Origin of the sequence: Mucilaginibacter sp. 22184 (genome assembly GCF_052045695.1) — a bacterium.
GTDB lineage: Bacteria > Bacteroidota > Bacteroidia > Sphingobacteriales > Sphingobacteriaceae > Mucilaginibacter.
Map to the genome: position 1 here is coordinate 1,197,228 of NZ_JBQEPI010000001.1, position 22,411 is coordinate 1,219,638.

Below are 22,411 nucleotides of genomic sequence, written 5' to 3' on the forward strand. Positions count from 1 at the left end.
CCGCGCATCTACTTCATAATCCTCTTCGCATTATCCTTTACAAACGTATCCCAGCCGGAGTATGATTTTTTGCTGCCGGTTTTGCTGCTGCCCGTGGATATGCGTTGGAAAGAATGACAAACGGCAACGGCCAGGCCGTCGGTAGCATCCAGAAAATCGGGGGTTTCGCTAAACTTTAGTAGGGTTTGCAGCATGGCGGCTACCTGTTCTTTAGTGGCGTTGCCATTACCTGTGATGGATTGCTTTATTTTACGTGGCGCGTATTCGGTAATATCGATATTGCGCGTTAAGGCGGCAGCCATGGCTACACCCTGCGCTCTGCCCAGTTTAAGCATCACTTGTATGTTTTTGCCATAGAAAGGAGCTTCGATGGCCAGGCAATCGGGTTTGTAATTATCAATAAGGGCTACTGTTTTTTCGAATATGCGCTGCAGCTTGAGCATATGGTCATCCAGCTTCTCCATTTTCACTACACCCAGGGCAATGAGTTCAATTTTTGGTCCGGTTTCTTTCACCAGGCCGTAGCCCATTACGGCCGTTCCGGGGTCGATGCCTAAAATGATACGTTCTTTGGTATTTGCTTGCTGCACGTTTCAAAGGTAACTATATAGTAGCTAAAAGCGGAAGGCTTAAGGCCGAAAGCTTTTTTAATTTTCGGGGTTTAAAATGGCCATATACTCCGCCCTGCTGATCATGCGTGCGCCCATTGATTCCATATGATCGGTATGTACCTGGCAATCTACCAGTTTGTATAAGCCACTTTGGCATACATGTATCAGCGCCGTTTTGGAGGCATTGCTTAATTTGCTAAACATGCTTTCGCCGCAAAAAACATCGCCTACCTTTACGCCGTAAATACCGCCAACCAATTCGTCGTTTTGCCAAACTTCAACCGAGTGGGCATAACCTTCGGCATGAAGTTGGTTATAAGCCGCTTTCATACCGGCGGTGATCCAGGTGCCATCCTGTCCCTCGCGCGGAACGGTGGAGCAGGCCGCGATCACTTCGTTGAAACAAGTATCGGCAGTAACCCTAAACCTACCCGAGTTAAGTACCCGGCGCATGGACCGGGATATATTAAGTTCCTGCGGATAAAGCACAAAACGTTCATGCGGCGAATACCAGAGGATAGGGGTATCATCACTATACCAGGGGAAAATCCCATTTTGATAGGCCAGCAGCAGACGTTGGGTGGAAAGGTCGCCACCAACAGCCAAAAGCCCGTCTGGTTCTGCCAGATCGGGCTCAGGAAATACTAAACGTTTATCGAGCCTGAATATCATCAGGCGCAAATTTAAGCTTTGCGGCGGATCACCAGTTTTTTATTTTGCGCTTTGGCTACGGCATCCATATAAACCTGCATTTCGGTGTATTTGGCGGCTGGGATCAGCTGGTTGGTCAGGTTGAACTTAGCTGTACTGATCACCTGGTTTTTGGCGGCATCATATTTATATTTTACCTCGTAACTGCCGTAGGTAAACTTTAGACTTTGATCGGTGGGGAGCGTTTCCATCTCAAAACCGGTTGGAAGATCGATAGTGGTTACGCAGGTTTTAGCAACCGGCGCCGGGAAATAGTAATTGCTTTTTCTTTTCTCTTCGGCCGGCAGGGTAACATCCCAAAGCAAAAAGGCCATTGGGCGATAGAATTGCTTGTCGCCGGTGGCAATGTCACAAAACTTATCGTACTCCAGGTCAATACTTATTTCTTTAAAGCCTTTTGCATCATCGGCAGGCTTAAAGGTAAAAACCGAGGGTTGCTTTATATCCAGGTGTTTTAACAGATACTCCTTTTGTTCGTCGGCTTTGTAGGTGGGTAGCACATCAACAAACATGCTACGATACTCGCCGCTGCTTAAAATACCGATGTGGGCTTTGGCTCCGCCATCGGCATCCAGTACCAGGTGTACCTGGCTGTTCAGCTGGTTATCCTCGGGGGCGCTACGGGGCGTATTTACCAGTTTGCCGCCTTCGTTTGTGATCAACAGGGCATTGCGATTTTCGGTAAAGGGCCCCAGTTTGCCAAACGCGGTTGTACTGCTGGTACACTCCAGCCAGGTGGTATCATTTTTAAAAGGGATACACAATATGGCATGGTTAAATGAATTACTGGGAAAGGCCAGGCTGGCGGGTTCAGCATTGTAGCCAGCCCGGATAATAGCATAATTTGATGGGATATTTACCGCGCTGAGCAGGGCACGCATATAGTTGGAAAGCGCCTTGCAATCACCGTATTTCTTTTGATCAACAAAGGTAGCAGGGAATGGCTTGAAGCCCCCGATGCCTAACTGGATACCAACATAACGCATGCTTTTTTGCATATAATTATACAAAAAGCGGGCTTTCTCTTTATCGGTTTTGATGGTATCGGTCATCTGTTTTATCTGGGCTATGCGTTCGGGGCTAAGGGAAGAAACATCGTCATTTAATGATTTGATCCAGTTGCCGAATGATTGCCAGCTGGTAAAATCGCCGGGATAGCCGTAGCAGTTAAAGGTGTTTACCGCGAAGTTGATCCTGGGGATGATGGTCCAGCTTAAAACATGTTCCTGTTTTTTAATGGCCTTAAGGTTTTTAGCCGTCCAGGTATAGGTATCCAAGCCGTCGGCATTGCCTTTAACAGGTTTAATATTGGTATTGCTGGCCTGGTACCGGAAACCAACAGAGGGGTTTACCGAGATCTTACAGTATTCGTTTTGTACAGCTTGCTCCATTTTATCCTGCACATACCAGCTGTTCAGGCCAATAAAACTGCTTTCGTTTTCTTCATACTGAATTTCGATAGTTGTTGGATAGCTGGCTATAGCATGCTTGATAGCCAAATAGCGCTGATCTGTTACCATGGTTTCGTCATCAGCCGCCGAGCCATCGTACATATCACTTTTATGATATTTTTTAATCAGGAGGCCGGCAGCATTATAAATGTTTATTTCGATGCCGCTGTACGAGTCGTATTTTTTGTTGTAAGGCAACATAAAGATAGCATCATCATCGCCTTTGTCATTGAGTACGGTTACAATACTGTGCTCTTTGGTTGTTTGCCTGCCTGCTTCCTTTACTATGGTTTCACGTGCTTCGTACCGAATTACCACATTGGCATCCTCTTTTAACGAATCGGGTATGGTTGCGGCCACGTACAGATCTTTAGGGATGTTTTTATCCTGGCCGTAGCTGTGGCTATATATTGTGCATAAGGCTGCCAGGATTAGTAGCAGCCTGTGATATTTTTTTATAAACATGATTTATCAGCCTTTTTTAAGTACTACCTGTTCATTCAACATTTCGTACATTTTTTTACAGAATTCATGAAACTCCGGGTAGTTCTCTTTAAAGTACAGTGATTGTTTAAAATCAACATTGAGCCTGATCATGATAGAGCCATCCTGCTCGGCCACAATGCGCTTAAAAACAATGCTTTTATCTGGGATCATCATGGTGATGCTTTTAGGCATGGCGTCAATTTTATAACCGGCGGGCAGTTTAAATATGCCTGTTATAGCGTAGTTGTCGCGATAGCCAAAGTCGATATCGGTAACCCGGTTTTCGTTCAGGAATGGATTGGTTTTAAGATCGGTGAACAGGTTGGAGTTAAAGTAAATATAGTTCTCATCGGCCCCAGTAAGATCCAGGTTAAAGTCCATTTTTTGTTGTAGCGGCAACGTGTCAACCTCCATATTCTCGAACTTAACAGCTGCTATCTTCATACTATTGTTATCGTTACGCAAATAATCGATGTATTTTTTTTCGCCATCGGTTTTGTACTTCTTGATGCAGTTAATACGGTTATAAGCAAAGCTACTGATATCGGCAGTTCCGCTCATTTTGCCTTCAGGTTTTATTTCGGCATTGATGAGTACAACCTGTCTAACGGGAATTTTATCATCTAAAAAGGCGAGGTCATAAACCTGGTCGTCCTTATTGATATACAAGCCAAACGAGTTCAGATAGGTATTGGGTACCTGGTTGTAGATATTGTACTTGTTGGTAGCATCAAGCACGTAGTATTTATTGCTATCTACAGGAATATAGGCTACCGAGGTATTAAACTGGTAAAAACTTGGATAAGCCGGGTTAACGCGGCCATTACTGCGGGTACTTACCAGCATAGGATATACCTTGATACCCGATTTTTTGAGCAAATGGGTGAGTATAAGATTAATTTCGGTGGAGTTGCCTATCTTTTTTTCCCAGGCTTTTACGGTGCCGTCATTGGTGTAACGGGCATAGGAGTCGTTCCATTTAAGGGTGTTTTTAACCTCGTTAAATAAATAGGCTATCTTATCGTCATCGGTTTTCATGCTTTTGGCTTTGGCAATAATTGCTTCTTCGCCGGCAAGTTTGCGGTTTATCTGGCCGCCAAAATCTTCATCTTCAGACTTATTTTCGCCAACCTTTTTCCAGGTATCCTGGTAAGTATGTGTAAAGCCATTGGTTGGTTTAATACTTAATAGTTGAAACAGGATACGTTCTGAGTTATCATTACGGGAATTCATAAAAGGTTCGTCCTTTAATGATGGTATATTAGCCAGGGCCTGGATATGCGCGTTGCTTGAATTGGTTTTATCTACAACGTAAGGCGAGTGCACGTTAACCAGTTGTTTATAATATAAAACATCAGGTACATTGGTGCTTAGCTCGCTGTAGCGTGTAGGCAGATCGCTCTGAAAATACCAATCCGGGAAATCGCCAATAGAAGCAGATGTTAAGCGGTATTTATACTCCAGGATGGAGCCTGGTTTTACGTTAGGGAAAGAAAATACCATGGCCGAGCGGTATTTGTCCATCACTTCAGTAAATATTTGCTTCTTATCAACTTTTATAATTTCAGGAGCACCGCTGGCTGGGTTGATGGTTTGGGCCTGCAGGCCGGTAATATATTGAAGATGGTTGGCGCTGTAATATTCTATACGGATGTTGGCTTCTGATTTGCCATTATCGTTAAATACTTTGATGCGTTTATGCCTTTCGGTCACAATATTATAGGTTTGGTCAAAGTAAACCTCGGCTTTATCAAAAAGGATTTCGGCATTGGCATCCTTTTCAAATTCGCAGGCTTTAAGGTCCAGATCAGCTTTATCAACTTTGCCAAATGCTTGTGCGGTGGGTACAGGCGCGTGTGTTTGCGCTTGGGCAGCAACTGCCATACACCCTAAAAGGAGTAGGGTAAAGATCTTGTTCATGTGCTAAGGTTTAAATCGTCGTTACAAATAAGTTGCAGCAATTTAATAAAATGAAAATAAAAAAAACAATTTAATATATTTAATTGTATCCATTTGCCTTTTGATTAAAAGGTATAACTGGTAAATATGTAATGATTTGAAAGGCTGGCGCGTATAGTAAATAACAATAGTAATTTATATATTACTTTACTGTAATTTTGGCATCAGTAAACGGGGTATTTGCCCTGATATATGCTATGAGTTAAACTGGCATTTGGATTGATATACAATAATTAATGAAGCAAAAATTTTACGATACTGCTGTGAAGCAGGAAAAAGCTGTTCTGGTTGGTGTAATGACACCGCACGAAACCGAAGAACAGGAAAAAGAATACTTAGAAGAGCTGGAATTTTTAGTGGCAACAGCCGGTGGCGAAACCGTGAAGAGCTTTACCCAAAAGCTACAACGCCCCGACAGGGCAACTTTTGTAGGCTCGGGTAAGCTGGAAGATATTAAAGCTTTTGTTATAGAAGAAGAGATTGATATGGTGGTTTTTGACGATGAACTATCACCATCGCAACTGCGTAATATCGAGCGGGAGCTGGGGGTAAAGATCCTCGACCGGAATAACCTGATACTGGATATTTTTGCCAACCGGGCGCAAACCGCACAAGCCAAAACCCAGGTTGAGCTGGCCCAACTGCAATATTTACTGCCCCGCCTTACCCGTTTATGGACACATTTAGAGCGCCAGAAGGGTGGTATTGGTATGCGTGGCCCGGGTGAATCACAGATAGAGACCGACAGGCGTTTGATCCTGAATAAAATAGCATTGCTGAAAGAAAGACTAAAGCAGATCGATAAACAGAACGAAACACAGCGCAAAAACCGTAACCAGATGGTGCGTGCCGCCTTGGTGGGTTATACCAACGTAGGTAAATCAACCATCATGAACATGATATCCAAATCAGATGTGTTTGCTGAGAATAAGCTGTTCGCTACGCTAGATACTACCGTGAGGAAAGTGGTAATTGAAAATGTGCCTTTCCTGTTATCGGATACGGTTGGTTTTATCCGTAAACTGCCTCACCATTTGGTAGAGTGCTTTAAATCGACGCTTGATGAAGTACGCGAGGCCGATATCCTGGTGCATGTGGTGGATGTATCGCACCCTAATTTTGAGGATCAGATACGTACCGTTAATGAAACCCTGAAAGATATTGGCGCTATTGATAAACGAATGATCACGGTGTTTAATAAAATAGATGCTTTTAGGCCCGAAGAACACCAGATTGAACCGCAAACAGAACCGCTTACTTTAGAGGATTTTAAACATAGCTGGATGGCGAAGAATAATAGTCCGGCGATATTTATATCGGCTACCAAAAAGGAAAATGTCGACGAGTTTCGGGATTTGTTGTATAACGAAGTAAAGGCCATACATACCGAAAGGTACCCGTATGACCAGTTGTTGTATTGAGAACCGGTATAGTGATCTTTAAAAACTAATGATGGGCAAGAGTTTTGCATTAGCCATATTAGCCTGTATTATGATGCTTATGCATGCACGTGTAAATGCACAGGCACACAGCGGTATTGGCCTGGGCGCCGGTGTTAATGTGCCATTTGCATCAGGTTACAGTACCGGGGCTGATGTAAGCCTGCAGGGTAATATACGCCTGGGCAATAGATTTGCGCTGGTGCCCGCAATAGGCGCTAAGCAGATAAAAGGCGATGGGGCCATTATTCATGAGGGTTACCAGGGTTATAGCACCTATACCCGTGGCGATCTGGGCGGAATTAGCCTTGCACTTAGCGGCAAATATTATTTTACGCAACAATGGTTTGCAAGTGCCGGAGTTTTAGGGATCATTAATGCCGACAGATCCAGCAGCGGCGGTCTATTGGCTATAGGTTATCAGATCCCCTTTGATAATCAAAATAACGTAGAGTTTGATTTGAGTGGCAGCGTTTTAAAGTGGAGCCGTACAAGCGGCAGCACCACTGTAGCAGTGGCCGGTTTAAGAATTGCTTATAATTTCAATTTCAGAAAATAGTTACTTGCCAGATTATAGCTCCCGAGGGTAAAAAAGTGATGCCGAATTTATTTCGGCATCCAATATAACAGGTTGTAAGCGTGATGTCCACCCCTCTCGTGGAATCCTGATGGATAACAAAATAGCTGCATTTTTTTAACACCTACAAGATACAATATTCTGCTTTGTTAAAGATAAAGTGATTTAAGGTCATTTGGCAGATGGTTTTAGGCTCGATGAATCTACTTTATGCCATTGCGAGGAAGAACGACGAAGCAATCGCGAATAATGTAAGGTAACTTGTATTCTACGAGATTGCCGCGCTGCGCTCGCAATGACATATATCTAATTTTAGGCGGTAACAGTTACCAGCAATTCCTCCAGGCGTGCGTGCGAGTCCTGGACGCCTTGCTCCATGCCCGATTGCAGCATGCCGTCGCGATCAGCAACTGATTGAAATACGGATTGTGTAACTACCCTTGTCCGGTTATTGGGTAAGGCTTCAAATTTTGTAGTTTCCAGTGCTACATGCCCTGCTTCTGGTAAGCCTTCAAACTCAAATGTTTGGATAATGCGCTCGGGGGCGGTACTTTCATGGCAAACTCCATGAAAGCCATATTCATTTCCGGCCGGATCGGTATGGATATAACGATAGGAGCCGCCTGCTTTGGCTTCAAATTTTTCTATCCGCATGGTGAGGTCGCATTGGCCGCCCAACCATTGTAACAGTAATTCAGGGTCGGTATATGCTTTAAACACGAGCTCGCGTGGAGCCTCAAATTCCCGGGTGATGAAAATTTCCTGTTTGCCGGGTACGGCTGCGATGGTTGTTTTATTCTTTTCCATTTTTTTAATTTTTAATTGGTGCTTCTTTATTTTTTATCATTTGATTTATTTTCCTTTTGCATACGTGCCAGCAGGTCATCCATTTTGTTAAACCGTTCTTCCAGGCTCCGGCGGTATGGTTCTATCCATTGCGCCACCTCGTTCAAGGGTTCAAGCCTCACTTCACAATACCTTTCCCGACCGTTCTTTTTAACATCTATCAAGCCACATTCAATGAGGATTTTGATATGTTGAGATATGGCGGGCCTGCTTACCTCAAAATTGTCGGCAATGGCATTCAGGTTCAGGGGCTGCTGCATGATCAGGTTAATGATCTGGCGGCGGGTGGGGTCGGCTATGGCCTGGAATACATCTCTTCTGGTACTTGTCATGATATGTAAGCATTTGCTTACTCAAATATATATGTAAGTATTTACTTACGCAAATTTTATTTGAAATTTTTTTTTGAAGAAGGAAAATGGAAAGACGAAGTAAGGGTTGCTTACATAGCAAGTGGCGGGTGATAAAAAGCGCGTCGTTGTGAGCGCGGCGTGGCAATCCCCGATTAGCAGAGCGGCTCTGTATAGTTAGGGATTGCTTCATGCCTCGCAATGACGCGTGGAGGAGCACGTTGGGTAGGCCTCTGCGCGCAATCCTTCGACGAGCTCAGGATTACAGGCCATTTATTTGCAGGTAAAATTCCCCCTTCAGGGGGTTAGGGGGCTCAAAAACAATTCTTCTTCTATAGCTGGGATTGTATTGTTTTTGAGCGCCGTATCAAAAAGCAGATTAATGGCTTTGCGCCCTTCTTCGCCCAAATCAATGGAGTATTTATTTACGTAAAGTTCAATGTGTTTGTACATCACCTCTTCGCTCATTTCCTGGGCGTGAGAACGGATAAATTCCAAACCAGATTTTGGATTGGCAAAGGCAAACTCAACAGATTTGCGCAGTACCCGGTTCAGTTTATGCTGTACATCAACTGGTAAATCACGATTGGCTACAATGCCTCCCAAAGGTATGGCGCAACCGGTTTGTTTTTCCCAGTAATCGCCCAGGTCAAGGATCTTTTTTAAACCTTTATCCTGGTAGGTGAAACGGTTTTCGTGGATGATGAGCCCCACATCAACGCGGCCTTCCAGCACAGCATTTTCAATGTCAGAGAATACCAGCTCCACTTTATTGGTAGCATTAGGAAAAGCATAGCTCAATAAAAAGTTGGCGGTGGTGTATTTGCCGGGAATACCGATGGTGAGTGGTGAGTTGAGAGTGGTGAGTTGTGTGTGGAGTTGTTCGGGATGGTCCTTGCAAATCAGCATTGGTCCAACACCGTAGCCCAGTGCACTGCCTGAGTCGAGCAGTACATATTTATCGGCTACGTAGGCGAAGGCATGATAGCTTAATTTGGTTACATCCAGTTCGCCGCGAAAGGCTTTCTGGTTCAGGGTTTCCACATCATCATAAAAAACCTCAAACTCCAGGCCTTCGGTATCAATTTTATGGTGTATCAGCGCGTCGAAAATAAAAGTATCGTTGGGGCATGGCGAAAAGCCGAGTGTTAGTTTCATGGTAAGTGCGTGTTGCAGGTGCGAAGAGCGAGTGCGAAGAATGAAGCTATCAGATCAATCTGTCTCTGTCACTCACACTAACTTCTCACACCTCAATTTAATTATTAATGATCCGGCTAACCAGTTCGATGGCAAAGTTATTCAGATTTTTAATGGCAAGTTGTATGTCCCAGTTGTCGCGGTTACGTTTTTCTACATAATTTGACACTGACCTGATCTGCAGGCAGGGCGTATTGAACTGGCGGCAGCCATAAAAAAAGGCGGCGCCTTCCATGGTCTCTATCTGCGGGTTCAGCCTTCGCTGTATTTTTTGGATTGATTCCTCATTGCCATGAACGGTATTTACGGTAATGGCCTTTGCTTTAGCCAGGTAAAGGCTGCTGCACACCTGCTCCAGGGTAGTAGTTGGCTTAAAGGTGTTTTCGCCAAAGCCCAGAGTGGTGATGGGGATAAACTCCTGGTCGTCCTCGGCACCTGTTTCGGCAAAGGTATCTTCGGTAATTTCAACCACGTAGCCCGGGGTAATTTCGCGGTCGAAACTGCCCGCGATACCCAGGTTAATCACCAGGTCGTACTTGTGCATATTAAACTGCCGGCCCAGGGCAAAGGCGGTGGGCACCATGCCGGCGCCGGTTATCAATACATCAAGCTTATTTCCGAAACGATTTACTAAAGGTTCAACCTCAAAAGAGGTGGCTGCTACAATTAATATGAGCATATTGCATTTTTTTGAGTGCTAAGATAAAACAACTCGGCTATTTTTGTTTTGTATATTTGCACCCACGAATATTATGATGATACATATTACGCGCAAGGAACATTTTAATGCCGCTCACCGGATGTACCGTGAGGAATGGAGCGCTGAAAAAAATTTTGAGGTGTTTGGCAAATGCGCCAATCCCAACTGGCATGGGCACAACTACAACCTGTTTGTAACCGTAAAAGGCGAGGTTACGCATGCTACAGGCTATCTTATTGACCTGAAAGAGCTTAAAGGTATTATTAACGAGTATGTGATCGAAAAGCTCGATCATAAGAACATTAATAAGGATGTGCCTTTTATGGAAGGTAAAATGGCATCAACAGAATTACTATGCATTGAGATATTTAACCAGCTTAAAGCGCCTATTGAAGCGTATGAGGGTGTTTTTTTACACTCGGTTAAATTGTATGAAACCGAAAACAACTCTGCCGAATACTTTGGCGGATAATTTGATAAAATGATAGATAAAGAGAACCTCCCTCATCGCGATGATGATGACGATCTGGATGGCTATACCAAGGTTGACCGTTATAACCCCTCTTTGATCAAAAACCTTTCTGGCAACTACCTCGACGTTTTAAAGCAAATTGGTGAAAACCCTGAGCGCGAAGGTTTGTTAAAAACACCTGAGCGTATGGCTAAAGCTATGCTGTATCTTACCCACGGTTATGATCTGGATGCTAAAGAGATCCTGAACTCGGCCATGTTTAAAGAGGACTACAGCCAGATGGTAATTGTAAAGGATATAGAAGTATACTCCATGTGCGAGCACCATATGCTGCCTTTTTTTGGTAAAGCGCATATTGCCTACATACCCAATGGTTATGTGGTTGGTTTGAGCAAAATACCGCGCATTGTTGATGTTTTTGCCCGCCGCCTGCAGGTGCAGGAACGATTGACCAACGAGATACGGGATTGTATACAGGATACCCTGAACCCAATTGGCGTAGGTGTTGTTATTGAATGCCGCCACCTATGCATGAGCATGCGCGGTGTACAAAAACAAAACTCGGTAACTACCACATCGGCATTTACCGGCGAGTTTTTAAAAGAGAAAACCCGTACCGAATTTTTAAATTTGATATCAGCCAAATTGGGTTAAGCCTGGGATGAGAAGCAAGAGATAAGAATCAAGAACCAAGAGAAGATAAAAACAGGAGACCGGAGCTGGATAGCAAATCCGAATTCGAACATCCGACATCCGAAATAAAAAATGAAAGCATATATTTTTCCGGGACAGGGTTCCCAGTTTCCAGGTATGGGTAAAGATCTGTATGAACAATCAGAAAAGGCCCGTGCATTATTTGAAAAAGCTAATGAGATATTAGGGTTCCGTATCACCGATGTGATGTTTGATGGCACCGCCGATGACCTGGTGCAAACCAATGTTACCCAACCGGCCATTTTTTTACACTCGGTTATTTTAGCTGCGGTTTTAGGCGATGATTTTAAACCTGAAATGGTTGCCGGCCACTCATTGGGCGAATTTTCGGCCTTGGTAGCCGCAGGGGCCTTATCATTTGAAGATGGTTTACGTTTAGTGGCCGCACGTGCCAATGCTATGCAAAAAGCCTGTGAGCTGCAGCCATCAACCATGGCCGCTATTTTGGGCCTGGATGATTTTACAGTAGAAGATGTTTGCCAACGGGCAGCTGGTGTAGTGGTTACCGCTAATTATAACTGTCCCGGGCAGCTGGTAATTTCGGGTAGTATTGAAGGTATTGACGAAGCCTGCGAAAAACTATTGGCAGCAGGAGCAAAAAGAGCGCTGAAGCTTAAAGTTGGCGGCGCTTTTCATTCACCGCTGATGGAATCGGCAAGAGTGGAGCTTGAGGCTGCTATTGTGGCCACCGAGATCAAAGACCCTGTTTGCCCTGTTTACCAAAATATTGATGCCAAACCTTACACAGATACGGCATCCATAAAACAAAATTTAATAGCCCAGCTTACCGGGCCGGTGAGATGGACGCAAACCGTAAAACATATGCTGGAAGATGGAGCCACATCGTTTACCGAAGTAGGACCGGGCAAAGTGCTGCAGGGACTGGTAAAAAAGGTAGATGTGGCGGTGCCCACCAGTAGCGCGGTTTTACAATAAATATTTTGGTATCAGGTAGCGAGCGTATCAAGCATCAAGACTTTTACGGATTCTAAATCTGTATTTAAGAGGTTTTGATACTTGATACCAATTACTTGATACTAACTAAAACATACAGCAAATTTGACTACCGCAGGAAAAATACGCTTGTTGCTTACCTTAATAGGCCTTAGTTTATTAGCTACGGCCATTATTGTTCAAAAAGCGTATACGCCTGTAAACAACCTGGTAAAAGCCGGCACCACGCTGGAAGAAAACCTGCATAAAAAAGAAGCTTATGTAAATGCACTGATCAACAGTAAGCTGAATCTCAGGCTGTTTAAATACCTGCCCGATAATGAGCAGGATGCCCTTAATGATATTAATGAAATTACGGTTAACAACCGTATACCTTTTATTACACTGCAAAACAATAATTTACGGTTTTGGAGTGGTATAAGGGTTATTCCCGACAATTTTGGGGCTATAAAAGAGGGCCACTCCTTTATTAAGCAACCCAATGGCTATTATGAAGCGATAAGAAAAACCAAAGGCGATTTTTCCGTCATTTTTTTTATCCCGATAAAGATCAACTACGCATTTGAGAACCAGTATCTGCAAAACACCTTTGATAAAGATCTGGTTAAATATAACAATATTGAAATTGCTGATTTTGCCGATAACAATGTTTACGAGGTACATAGCAGCAACCATCATTATTTATTTTCTATAAAGTTAAAGGCCAATAGCATTAATTATGCCTTTGTTTATTATGAGCTGGCGTTCTGGATATTAACCGTTATGGTGCTGTGCGTGTTGATGCACAGGGTATGCAGCTATATTGCACTCAAAGGCTACGCGGTGTTATCCATCATATTACTGGCAGCGTTTATAGTGTTGTTCAGATATATTAATCTGCATTACAACCTACCCGATTTTGCCTATACCCTGTCGGTATTTAACCCCATATTTTATGCATCCAGTGTAGTATATCCTTCCCTGGGCGATTTTTGTATCAATATCATGTGCATATGCTGGTTTGTTACCTTTATATATCTGCAGAGGCGAAGGTTATTTACGGTTATACCCGGGAAGGTGGCTGGCTATTTCATTGTTATTGCCGGTATACTCATACTTATTGCGAGCTCAACGTTGTTGCTGAACCTGTTTTATGGATTGATCATCAATTCAAAAATAAGTTTTAATGTAAATAACGTATTGAGTCTGTCGGGTTTTAGCTTGCTTGGCGTGTTGATGCTGTGTTTCAGTTTCCTGATATTCTATATTATTGATGAGATCGTTCTTTCTATTTGTCTCAGGTTATTAGTACCGCGTTCGCATCAGTTATTCCTGCTATTGCTGAGCGTAGTTGTAACAACCATAATTTTTGCCTTGTACCGGGAGTATACATCGTTCTATCTTTTGTGGTGTATTTTGGTTGTTATCAGGGCCTACGGACATTTATTTCATAAAGAGCGACTTAATGGCACAACGCTTTTGACCATTATATTAATATGCGCGCTTATCTCGGCTATTAAGCTTAATCAGTTTGAAAATGTAAAGGAACGGGAAACGCGTAAAGCGCTTGTTCAGAAGCTCGAAGTTCCGGACGATGCGACCGCCGATTATATTTTCAAAAAAATAGAAGGACAGATCATCGCCGATACCGCTATTAAGGCATACTTTAACCCGAATGCTGTACGCAATAAGGATTTCCTGAAAACCCGTTTTCAGAAATTATATTTTGATGGCTATTTATCGAAGTATGAATTTAAAGTACATGAGTATAACCAGTTAGAGCAACCCTTAACGGATGATAACTATGCTTTAAATGTATTTAAAGACCTGGTATTATACAGCTCCTTTAAGGTATCAGATTATTTTTACCGGGAGAATGAATCGTTCGGGTTTCAAAATTACTTTGCCATTTTACCGGTTAATTATGGCGGAAAGCAATTAGGTACCCTGGTCATCGAATTAAAATCAAAACCTCTGCAGCCATCAGGCACTTTCCCGGAGCTGTTGGTTGACGGGCATATAAAACCAGAAGATGAATTTAAAGATTATTCCTATGCGTTTTATATTGATAATAAGCTGCTGAGCCAAAAGGGTAACTATGTTTATACGCTTGATAATGCCGAGTTTCAGGGAGTTATAAAAAAGTATATCATTAAAACCACTCGTAGTAATAACGCCGAGTGGTATGATAGTTTTGCAACTTATAGTCATTTAATATATAAGCCCAGTAACCGTAATTTAATAGTAGTAAGCAGGGAGGAGAACCCTTTATATACCGGCATCACTTCTATAACCTTCTTTTTTGTTGTGCTGTTATTGTTTAGCGCGGTTATTTTAACCATCCGCTGGTTAAGGATGCGTATCAGGATCTGGAGCATTAATGAGCATGAATTAAAATGGGGTTTTAAAATAAACTTCGATAGGATACTGTATCGTACCCGTATCCAGTTTTCGATGGTGTTTGCTGTAATGGTCACGCTAATGATGGTAGGTTTTATCACCTTCGTATCCATCAGCACACAATACCATACCCAACAGGACAAAATGATTCGCGATAAGATAACCCGTATAGTTACAGCTTTTGAAAGCGGCCTGTTCAATAAATATATATATAACGTTAATGAAGAAAGCCAGGTGAGTTTTAATGAGCTGGCCAATAATTATTCAACAGATCTTACCTTATTTGATACCAACGGGGTACCGCTGGTAACTACGCAGCCTAAAATTTATGAGTACGGGTTAACATCCAAAAGGATGAATGCCAAAGCTTTTATTTACCTGAGCAAGCTGCAGAAATCGGAGTTTGTGAATGAGGAAAAAATAGGCGGCTTAAGCTATAAAGCGGCTTACGCGCCCATTATCAGCTCAAATAAAACCATAGCTTATATCCAGCTGCCCTATTTTTCGAACGAGGCGGATTATCGCGAACGTATCAGCTCCTTATTAAATGTAATGATCAATGTATACGCAGTAGTGTTTTTGGCCATCGGGTTTTTCGCGGTGATTATTGCCCGGCAAATTACAGCGCCCCTAAACTTTATACAGGAAAGTTTAAGTAAAACCATCTACGGTAAAAAGAACGAACATATCAAATGGGCGCGTAATGACGAGATCGGGGCATTGATATCTGAATACAATAAAATGATATCGGCATTGGAGAACAGCGCACACCGCCTGGCTCAGTCCGAAAGGGAAAGCGCCTGGCGTGAAATGGCCAAACAGGTTGCCCATGAAATTAAAAACCCGCTAACCCCTTTAAAATTGGGCTTGCAATTGCTTGATAAATCATGGAAGGATAAGGATCCTAAATTTGATCAGAAGTTTGAGCGTTTTAGTAAATCATTTGTTGAACAGATTGAAAGTCTGTCTTCTATTGCTTCGGAGTTTTCGGCCTTTGCCAAAATGCCCGATACCCGAATTGAGCAGATCAATATTTTTGAAATGCTGGGGCAGGCGGTTACCATTTTTAAGCAAATGGATAATATTCTTATTGCTTACCAGCCTCCGGAAACTCCATTCATGATCAATGCCGACCGAGACCAATTGCTGCGCTGTTTTAACAACCTGCTCAAAAATGCCATTGAAGCAACCCCGCCAGACAGACAGGGAGTTATCGATATTAACTATCTCATCACCAGTAAAAATGTGCTGCTTACCATTAAAGATAATGGTAACGGGATTCCCGAAAACATGCGCGAAAAAATATTTGAGCCCAATTTTACCACCAAAAGTTCGGGTACAGGCTTGGGATTGGCATTTGTTAAAAACTCCATCGAAAATGCCAATGGCAAGATCTGGTTCGAAACCACCACAGGCAGCGGTACATCTTTTTATCTGAGTTTCCCGGCCGCTACATAGCAGAAAGCTTAAAGTCCAAAGCAAAAAGCTTTCTGTCTTGCGTTTAGCTTTAAGCCTTCAGCTTTTCGCTTTGAGCTTTCTTCGAAAGTTTTTTAACTGTTTCGGTAACATGGGCCAGGTGGTGGTTGCTGTGCCATGCATACGTTCCAAGACATTTGACGAGTGAAATAGTGTCACCAGATGCCGGGTGAACAAAAGTGCGGATCCATTCGTTTTCGGTAAAGCTTTCAAACAAGGCTACCATGTGTTGATGGATGCCTTCCAGCATTTTCAAGGACGGCTCAACCGGTAGGCGATAATCGGGCAGCAACGCCCAGTCGGCCTCTTCGTATGGTTTTATCACCGGGTTGTTTTCGGTTAAAGCCAGTTTAATACGGGTAATAGAATTCATATGGCTATCGGCCATGTGGTGTATCACCTGCCGTAGTGTCCATCCGCCGGTGCGGTAAGGCGTATCAAGCTCCTGGTAGTTCAGACCGGCAATAGCATGGCGTAATTTACCCGGCAAGGTCCGGATTTCCTCTATCCATTCACGTATATCTTCGTTGGTATATGATGCCGGCGGCGTAAATTTCCCTATCGGAAATTTCATTTGTTCGTCTGTCATGGGCTATAAAAAAAATTTAATTTAGGGATAATTTAAAACTACCACAAGCTTTTGCTATAAATTAGCGTTCTGTACCTATTTAATAAGCCGATGGTTAAAAAGATATTGTTAGTACTCCTGCTTTTAAATGCCTCATTTTCATATGCCCAAACCATAAAAACCGATATTCTGGTGATAGGTGGCGGTGCTGCCGGAACCGCGGCGGCTATACAGGGAGCACGCAGCAAACTAAAAACCTTATTGGTTGAACCCGGTCCCTGGCTGGGTGGCAGTATGACCGCCGCCGGTATGTGCGTGGTTGAGGGCAACCGGAATTTACCATCGGGTATCTGGGGCGAGTTCCGCAGACATGTGCGCGATTTTTATAAAAACAGGCTGGGTTATGATACCACCTATAATGCTACGCTGCGCTTTGAGCCCTACACCGGTGCGGCCATCCTCAAAAAAATGACCGACACGGTTAAAAACCTCACCGTAAAACTCAATACACCTTTTACCGCTATTGAAAAAGATGGCACAGGCTGGGAGGTAAGTATCACCGAAAATAACAGAACTACCACCGTAAAAGCCAAAGTAGTAATTGATGCCACCGAAACCGGCGATGTAGCAGCCAAGGCAGGAGAGGTGTTAGTATCGGGTTTTGACAGCTCAAAAGATACAGGCGAAAGTCTGGCGCCTGAAACGACTTTACCCCGGATACAGGATATTACCTGGATAGCCATTGTAAAAGACTTTGGTAAAACGGCCGATAAAACCATGGCCAAACCGCAAGGTTATGACGCTGCAGAATATGCTTGCCTAAAAGATAAAAACATCAGCAAAATGCTGAACGAAGGCAGGTTGCCTAATGATAAATTCATGATCAAATGGGCAGGCTGCGGCAACCAATACCCAACCACGGCAGATGACCTGAAACCCGCTAATCGCAATGCTTTTTATGCCAAAGCACGTTTACATACGTTGGGATTAATATATTACCTGCAAACAGAACTGGGTCTTAAAAACCTGGGCCTGGATGATGAATATCCAACCGCTGATCATCTGCCATACCTTCCATATATCCGCGAAGCCAGTCGTGCCAAAGGGTTGGTGCGCATGACACTGGATGACCTGTATCAGCCTTATGATCGGTCTGTCAAACTATATCGTACTGCTATAGCCGTTGGAGATGCCACACCCGGGCAACATTATGGTGAAGGTACAGCCCCCAAAACAAACTATCCACCATTTACAGGATATAGTATTCCGCTGGGTTCCATTGTGCTTAAAGATCTGGATAACTTGCTGGTTACCGAAAAAGCTTTGTCGGTATCGCACCTGGTTAATGCCAGCAGTATGTATCCTTCCATACAAATGTGCGTAGGGCAGGGGGCGGGGGCGACGGCTGCTTTTTGCGCTTTCTTTAAAACAACAACCAAAAAACTAAATGTTCGGATAATACAGGGCGAACTGCTTGATTTTAAAGCCTGGTTATTGCCTTTTGCCGATATCAAATCCAATGATCCATATTTGAGGTCGATACAGCAGATCGGGGCTACGGGTTTACTGAAAGGAATACAAAAGGTAAACGGCAACACCGCGCAGTTACTGTTTATGCCCGACTCGGTAGTAAGCACCGCCGAAGTGGAGCCTTTTTTTAAGGAGATCTACGCCCGCGCTTTTTTGTGGTTCAATAAAGAAAAGCCTGACGAAAAATTTACGCAAGGTAACCTCCTGTCGTTCATCAGCGAGATTACGCTTACCGAGCCTAAAACCCTGCAGATAAGTATGCAGAAAGCCTGGAAAACACAATACAAATTTAGCTCCGATTTTGATATGAACAAACCGGTAACCCGGCGTGAATTTGCCGTTTTGGCCAATAAATTTTTAAACCCATTTGCCCGCACGGTCGATCTTGCCGGGAGGATGGTGAATTAAGGAGCCGTTAAATTATTCGGGTTTCAAAATGGCGTATAAGTGCTGATCCATCACTACGCCTTTTTTGATCAGCGCATTGCGCATAATGCCTTCTTTAACATAGCCCGCCTTTTCCAATACCCGCATAGATGAAGTGTTTTTGCTGAACACACCTGCCTGTACACGTATAAGGCCAAGGGTTTCAAAAGCATAATGGGTAAGTAATTGTACGGCTTCGGTAATGATGCCGCGGCCCCAGTAGGGTTCGGCAAGCCAATAGCCTATCTCGGCCTGGTTATGGTTGGCGTCAACTTTTAGATCGAGGGCAATACCGCCGCAAACCTGGCCGTCAATCGCTATGGCGAAGTTGGTATGTGGCTCCTGTTTTTTCATAAAGGTGATCCAGGTAACGGCATCGTTCAGGGTGTAAGGATAGGGGAAACGATCGAGCAAAAAGGCGGATACATTCGGATTATTGGCATGTTGTTGCAATGATGCCTCATCGCCATCAAACCATCCCCTCAAAGTAAATGCTGAGCCCTGTATTTCCATTTTGTAACAATAAAATGCTTAAAAATAACAATGATAACCGAAACTGTTAAATTGCAAACATTTTAAGGCGTTTTGCCCCATAGATTACATGAAAAAACTGATCACCTTACTACTTATAGCCAATACTGCCGGCGTGTTTGCCCAGAAACTGGATACACTTACCGTTGAAAAGATCATGCGCGATCCTAAATGGATCGGTACATCGCCATCCAATATCCGCTGGAGCGACGACAGTAAAAAAATCTATTTTAAATGGAACCCCGGCCATGATGATGCCGACGCGTTATACGCCATTACTACAGGTACTATTAGTCCGCAAAAAGTAAGCATAGCAGAGCAGCGTGGTTTAACGGCCGATGGTGAATGGAATAAAGGCCATACGCAAAAGGTTTTTGAAAAGAACGGCGACCTGTTTATTGCCGACATCAAAACCGGGAAAGTTACTCAGCTAACCAATACCGAACAGCGTGAGGATGACCCTGTTTTTAGTGGTAATGAGCAGGAGATCATATTTAAACAAAATAATAATCTTTTTGCCCTTAAACTCAACGGTGGACGGTTAAAACAGCTTACCAACTTTGTACGATCACCGGAAAAAAAGAAAGATGCCGAAACGCTGAACGATCAGGAGTTATGGCTTAAAAAACAGCAGCTGGAGCTTTTTGACATCATCAAAAAAGAAGCGAAAGAAGATAAACTCGATTCAACCCAGGCTGCGGCCCTGGAGCCTCAGCAATTAAAAGAATTGATTACCGGCGGCGATCGTGTGGGAGCGGTAAAAATAAGCCCGGATGGTAAGTACATCACCTACCGGTTAACCAAAGCAGCCAATGGTGTAAAAAATGCTATCGTACCTAATTATGTAACCGCTTCGGGTTTTACGGAGGATATCCCGAACCGCTCTAAAGTGGGTAGAGCATCTTCTTCTTCAAAAATGTTTGTGTTTGATACCCGTCGCCAATCTTTCTATCCGGTACTTACGCAGGACATTCCCGGCATTAAAGATCTGCCCGATTATGTCAAGGATTACCCTGCAGAACTGGCCGAACGCAAAAAAGCGAATGCCGATAGGCAAGTGGATGTAGAAGGCCCATTCTGGAGTGCTGATGGTAAAAATGCTGTTGTGGTGATCAGCGCACAGGATAATAAAGACAGGTGGATTATGCGCCTTGATCCAGTTACGGGCAAACTAACCCTGCTCGATCGTCAGCGGGATGAAGCCTGGATCGGTGGGCCGGGCATTGAAACCAGCGCCGCGGGTAATGTTGGTTTTACCGATGATACCCACTTTTACTTCCAGAGCGAGGCCAGCGGCTATTCGCATATTTACCTGGTTGATGTGATCGGCGGTGCAAAAAAGCAACTCACCAGCGGTAAATGGGAAGTACAGACCCTGCAATTATCAAACGATAAAAAAACATTTTACTTTACCGCGAATATGGAGCACCCGGGTATAACGCATTTTTACAGCATCCCGGTAAGCGGAGGTAAGCCGGTAAAAATAACCGGAATGAAGGGCGGTAATGATGTAACCCTGTCGCCCGACGAAAAATGGCTGGCTATACGTTATTCTTATTCCAACAAACCCTGGGAATTGTATCTGCAGCCTAATAAGCCTGGAGCGAAAGCGGTACAGGTAACACATTCTGTTTCGGCCGAATTCAATTCATACGCATGGCGTGATCCGGAGATCATCACCTTTAAAAACCGTTATGGTGCCGATGTCTACGCGCGCCAGTATCTGCCTAAAAAGGCCGATCCGGCGAAACCCGCGGTTATTTTTGTACACGGGGCTGGTTATTTGCAGGAAGTAACTTATTCCTGGAGTTATTACTTCCGCGAGTTTATGTTCAATAATCTGCTGGCCGATAATGGTTATACCGTACTGGATATCGATTATACAGCCAGTGCAGGCTATGGCCGCGACTGGCGCACAGGTATCTATCGCCATATGGGCGGTAAAGATCTGACTGATCAGGTTGACGGAGTAAAATACCTGGTTGAAAAATTTGGTGTTAACCCTAAACATGTGGGTTTATACGGCGGGTCATACGGGGGGTTCATTACGCTCATGGGGATGTTTACCGAGCCCGATGTTTTTGCTGCCGGCGGTGCTATCAGATCGGTTACCGACTGGGCGCATTATAATCACGGATATACATCCAATATATTAAATGAACCCTTTACCGATGAGCAGGCTTACCGCAAAAGCTCGCCCATATATTTTGTCAATGGTTTAAAAGGCAACCTATTGATGCTTCATGGCATGATTGATCAAAATGTGAATTACCAGGATATCATTCGCCTTACACAAAAACTAATTGAGCTGCATAAAGAGAACTGGGAACTGGCATCGTACCCGGTAGAAGATCACGGCTTTGAACAGCCCAGCAGTTGGGCGGATGAATACAAGCGTATATTCAAGCTGTTCGAGCAAACGTTGAGAAAGTGAACGAAGCAAATAAATATGTCATTGCGAGGAGGAACGACGAAGTAATCTCCTCGCGTTCAATATACAGGCGACGAGATTGCCACGCTCCGCTCGCAATGACATGGTTGAAAGCTTAATTTTACAAATCGCCAAATCATGCCCAAAAACATTTCCATAAATAAATTACTAACTCTGCTTGTTTTATTAAACATAGGCTGTAGCAATACACCTAAACCTTTCGTAATCCACATCAGTAAGATAAATCAGGAACGTTCTGTCAAAATAACCGGTTTAGATGTGGCGGTTATCCAGGACATTGCCCGCGACACATCGGGAGCTAACTGGCAGGGGCTCATACCGGTATATAAAATGCCGGCCGATACAGAAATGAAAAGCTATCAGCCGGTGCAGCCGGGTACATACCATATTGCTGATGGCGCCGTTATTTTTACACCGGATACCCCCTTTGTAAGTCGCCAAACTTATTTTGTGCGGTATTATCAATTTGATAATGGTAACAAGCCTGCAGATTTTATAGGGGGGCACAACAGGCCGGGGAGTTTACACTATGTTGATTTAACATTTTAAGTAATAAACTGCCGTGAATTGCTTGAAAATCAA

19 protein-coding genes are annotated in these 22,411 nt (G+C 43.7%); 9 read left to right on the forward strand and 10 right to left on the reverse strand.

Annotated features, from left to right (window positions below; genetic code table 11):
• Nucleotides 1-8: 8 nt before the first annotated feature.
• Genes ruvC through ACTJKG_RS05195 form a run of 4 tightly spaced genes read right to left on the reverse strand, consistent with a single transcriptional unit; the run spans nucleotide 9 to nucleotide 5,179 of the window.
• Nucleotides 9-590, reverse strand: a complete 582-nt coding sequence (ruvC, locus tag ACTJKG_RS05180) for a crossover junction endodeoxyribonuclease RuvC (protein ID WP_172333915.1) — start codon at nucleotides 588-590, stop codon at nucleotides 9-11.
• A 57-nt stretch (nucleotides 591-647) separates the two neighbouring features.
• A complete protein-coding gene (aat, locus tag ACTJKG_RS05185) occupies nucleotides 648-1,283 on the reverse strand; it encodes a leucyl/phenylalanyl-tRNA--protein transferase (RefSeq protein ID WP_172333914.1) in 636 nt (211 codons plus the stop codon).
• Between the two features lie 11 nt (nucleotides 1,284-1,294).
• Entirely contained in the window at nucleotides 1,295-3,238 is a 1,944-nt protein-coding gene (locus ACTJKG_RS05190; protein WP_440738526.1) for a DUF3857 domain-containing protein, read from the reverse strand.
• Between the two features lie 6 nt (nucleotides 3,239-3,244).
• Nucleotides 3,245-5,179 (reverse strand): DUF3857 domain-containing protein, encoded by a 1,935-nt coding sequence (locus ACTJKG_RS05195; RefSeq protein ID WP_172333912.1) that lies wholly within the window; start codon nucleotides 5,177-5,179, stop codon nucleotides 3,245-3,247.
• A gap of 275 nt (nucleotides 5,180-5,454) precedes the next feature.
• On the opposite strand from ACTJKG_RS05195, the gene hflX reads away from it, so the two are divergent.
• Entirely contained in the window at nucleotides 5,455-6,639 is a 1,185-nt protein-coding gene (gene hflX, locus ACTJKG_RS05200; RefSeq protein ID WP_172333911.1) for a GTPase HflX, read from the forward strand.
• A 28-nt stretch (nucleotides 6,640-6,667) separates the two neighbouring features.
• Nucleotides 6,668-7,216: a hypothetical protein gene (locus tag ACTJKG_RS05205; protein ID WP_172333910.1), complete on the forward strand. Its 549-nt coding sequence runs from the start codon at nucleotides 6,668-6,670 to the stop codon at nucleotides 7,214-7,216.
• A gap of 330 nt (nucleotides 7,217-7,546) precedes the next feature.
• On the opposite strand, the gene ACTJKG_RS05210 is transcribed toward ACTJKG_RS05205, so the two are convergent.
• From ACTJKG_RS05210 to mqnB, 4 genes are all read right to left on the reverse strand, one after another.
• Entirely contained in the window at nucleotides 7,547-8,041 is a 495-nt protein-coding gene (locus ACTJKG_RS05210; RefSeq protein ID WP_172333909.1) for an SRPBCC family protein, read from the reverse strand.
• A 26-nt stretch (nucleotides 8,042-8,067) separates the two neighbouring features.
• Nucleotides 8,068-8,412 carry an ArsR/SmtB family transcription factor gene (locus ACTJKG_RS05215; protein WP_172333908.1) on the reverse strand — a complete coding sequence of 115 codons (345 nt, stop codon included), beginning with the start codon at nucleotides 8,410-8,412 and terminating at the stop codon, nucleotides 8,068-8,070.
• Between the two features lie 315 nt (nucleotides 8,413-8,727).
• A complete protein-coding gene (locus ACTJKG_RS05220; RefSeq protein WP_172333907.1) occupies nucleotides 8,728-9,588 on the reverse strand; it encodes a menaquinone biosynthesis family protein in 861 nt (286 codons plus the stop codon).
• 97 nt (nucleotides 9,589-9,685) lie between these two features.
• The gene (gene mqnB, locus ACTJKG_RS05225; RefSeq protein ID WP_172333906.1) at nucleotides 9,686-10,306 is read right to left on the reverse strand and encodes a futalosine hydrolase; all 621 of its coding nucleotides are present in this window, start codon (nucleotides 10,304-10,306) and stop codon (nucleotides 9,686-9,688) included.
• Between the two features lie 76 nt (nucleotides 10,307-10,382).
• Here mqnB and ACTJKG_RS05230 point away from each other — a divergent pair, with 76 nt between their 5' ends.
• The 4 genes from ACTJKG_RS05230 (at nucleotide 10,383) to ACTJKG_RS05245 (ending at nucleotide 16,304) form a co-directional block, all read left to right on the forward strand.
• A complete protein-coding gene (locus tag ACTJKG_RS05230; protein WP_172334433.1) occupies nucleotides 10,383-10,799 on the forward strand; it encodes a 6-pyruvoyl trahydropterin synthase family protein in 417 nt (138 codons plus the stop codon).
• 9 nt (nucleotides 10,800-10,808) lie between these two features.
• The gene (gene folE, locus ACTJKG_RS05235; protein ID WP_172333905.1) at nucleotides 10,809-11,453 is read left to right on the forward strand and encodes a GTP cyclohydrolase I FolE; all 645 of its coding nucleotides are present in this window, start codon (nucleotides 10,809-10,811) and stop codon (nucleotides 11,451-11,453) included.
• A gap of 111 nt (nucleotides 11,454-11,564) precedes the next feature.
• Nucleotides 11,565-12,449 (forward strand): ACP S-malonyltransferase, encoded by an 885-nt coding sequence (fabD, locus tag ACTJKG_RS05240; RefSeq protein WP_172333904.1) that lies wholly within the window; start codon nucleotides 11,565-11,567, stop codon nucleotides 12,447-12,449.
• Between the two features lie 123 nt (nucleotides 12,450-12,572).
• Complete coding sequence (locus ACTJKG_RS05245; protein WP_440738527.1) at nucleotides 12,573-16,304, forward strand: ATP-binding protein; 3,732 nt, start codon at nucleotides 12,573-12,575, stop codon at nucleotides 16,302-16,304.
• 49 nt (nucleotides 16,305-16,353) lie between these two features.
• Here the strand turns inward: ACTJKG_RS05245 and ACTJKG_RS05250 are convergent, their stop codons facing one another.
• Nucleotides 16,354-16,911, reverse strand: coding sequence for a YfiT family bacillithiol transferase (locus tag ACTJKG_RS05250; RefSeq protein WP_440738528.1), 558 nt, complete (start codon nucleotides 16,909-16,911; stop codon nucleotides 16,354-16,356).
• A gap of 90 nt (nucleotides 16,912-17,001) precedes the next feature.
• On the opposite strand from ACTJKG_RS05250, the gene ACTJKG_RS05255 reads away from it, so the two are divergent.
• On the forward strand, nucleotides 17,002-18,828 hold the full coding sequence (locus tag ACTJKG_RS05255; RefSeq protein WP_440738529.1) for an FAD-dependent oxidoreductase: 1,827 nt from the start codon (nucleotides 17,002-17,004) through the stop codon (nucleotides 18,826-18,828).
• Between the two features lie 12 nt (nucleotides 18,829-18,840).
• On the opposite strand, the gene ACTJKG_RS05260 is transcribed toward ACTJKG_RS05255, so the two are convergent.
• A complete protein-coding gene (locus ACTJKG_RS05260; RefSeq protein WP_172333900.1) occupies nucleotides 18,841-19,359 on the reverse strand; it encodes a GNAT family N-acetyltransferase in 519 nt (172 codons plus the stop codon).
• Between the two features lie 88 nt (nucleotides 19,360-19,447).
• On the opposite strand from ACTJKG_RS05260, the gene ACTJKG_RS05265 reads away from it, so the two are divergent.
• Together ACTJKG_RS05265 and ACTJKG_RS05270 are read left to right on the forward strand one after the other, a co-directional pair.
• Nucleotides 19,448-21,811, forward strand: coding sequence for a prolyl oligopeptidase family serine peptidase (locus ACTJKG_RS05265; RefSeq protein ID WP_440738530.1), 2,364 nt, complete (start codon nucleotides 19,448-19,450; stop codon nucleotides 21,809-21,811).
• 135 nt (nucleotides 21,812-21,946) lie between these two features.
• The gene (locus tag ACTJKG_RS05270) at nucleotides 21,947-22,378 is read left to right on the forward strand and encodes a hypothetical protein (RefSeq protein WP_440738531.1); all 432 of its coding nucleotides are present in this window, start codon (nucleotides 21,947-21,949) and stop codon (nucleotides 22,376-22,378) included.
• The last annotated feature ends 33 nt before the right edge of the window (nucleotides 22,379-22,411 follow it).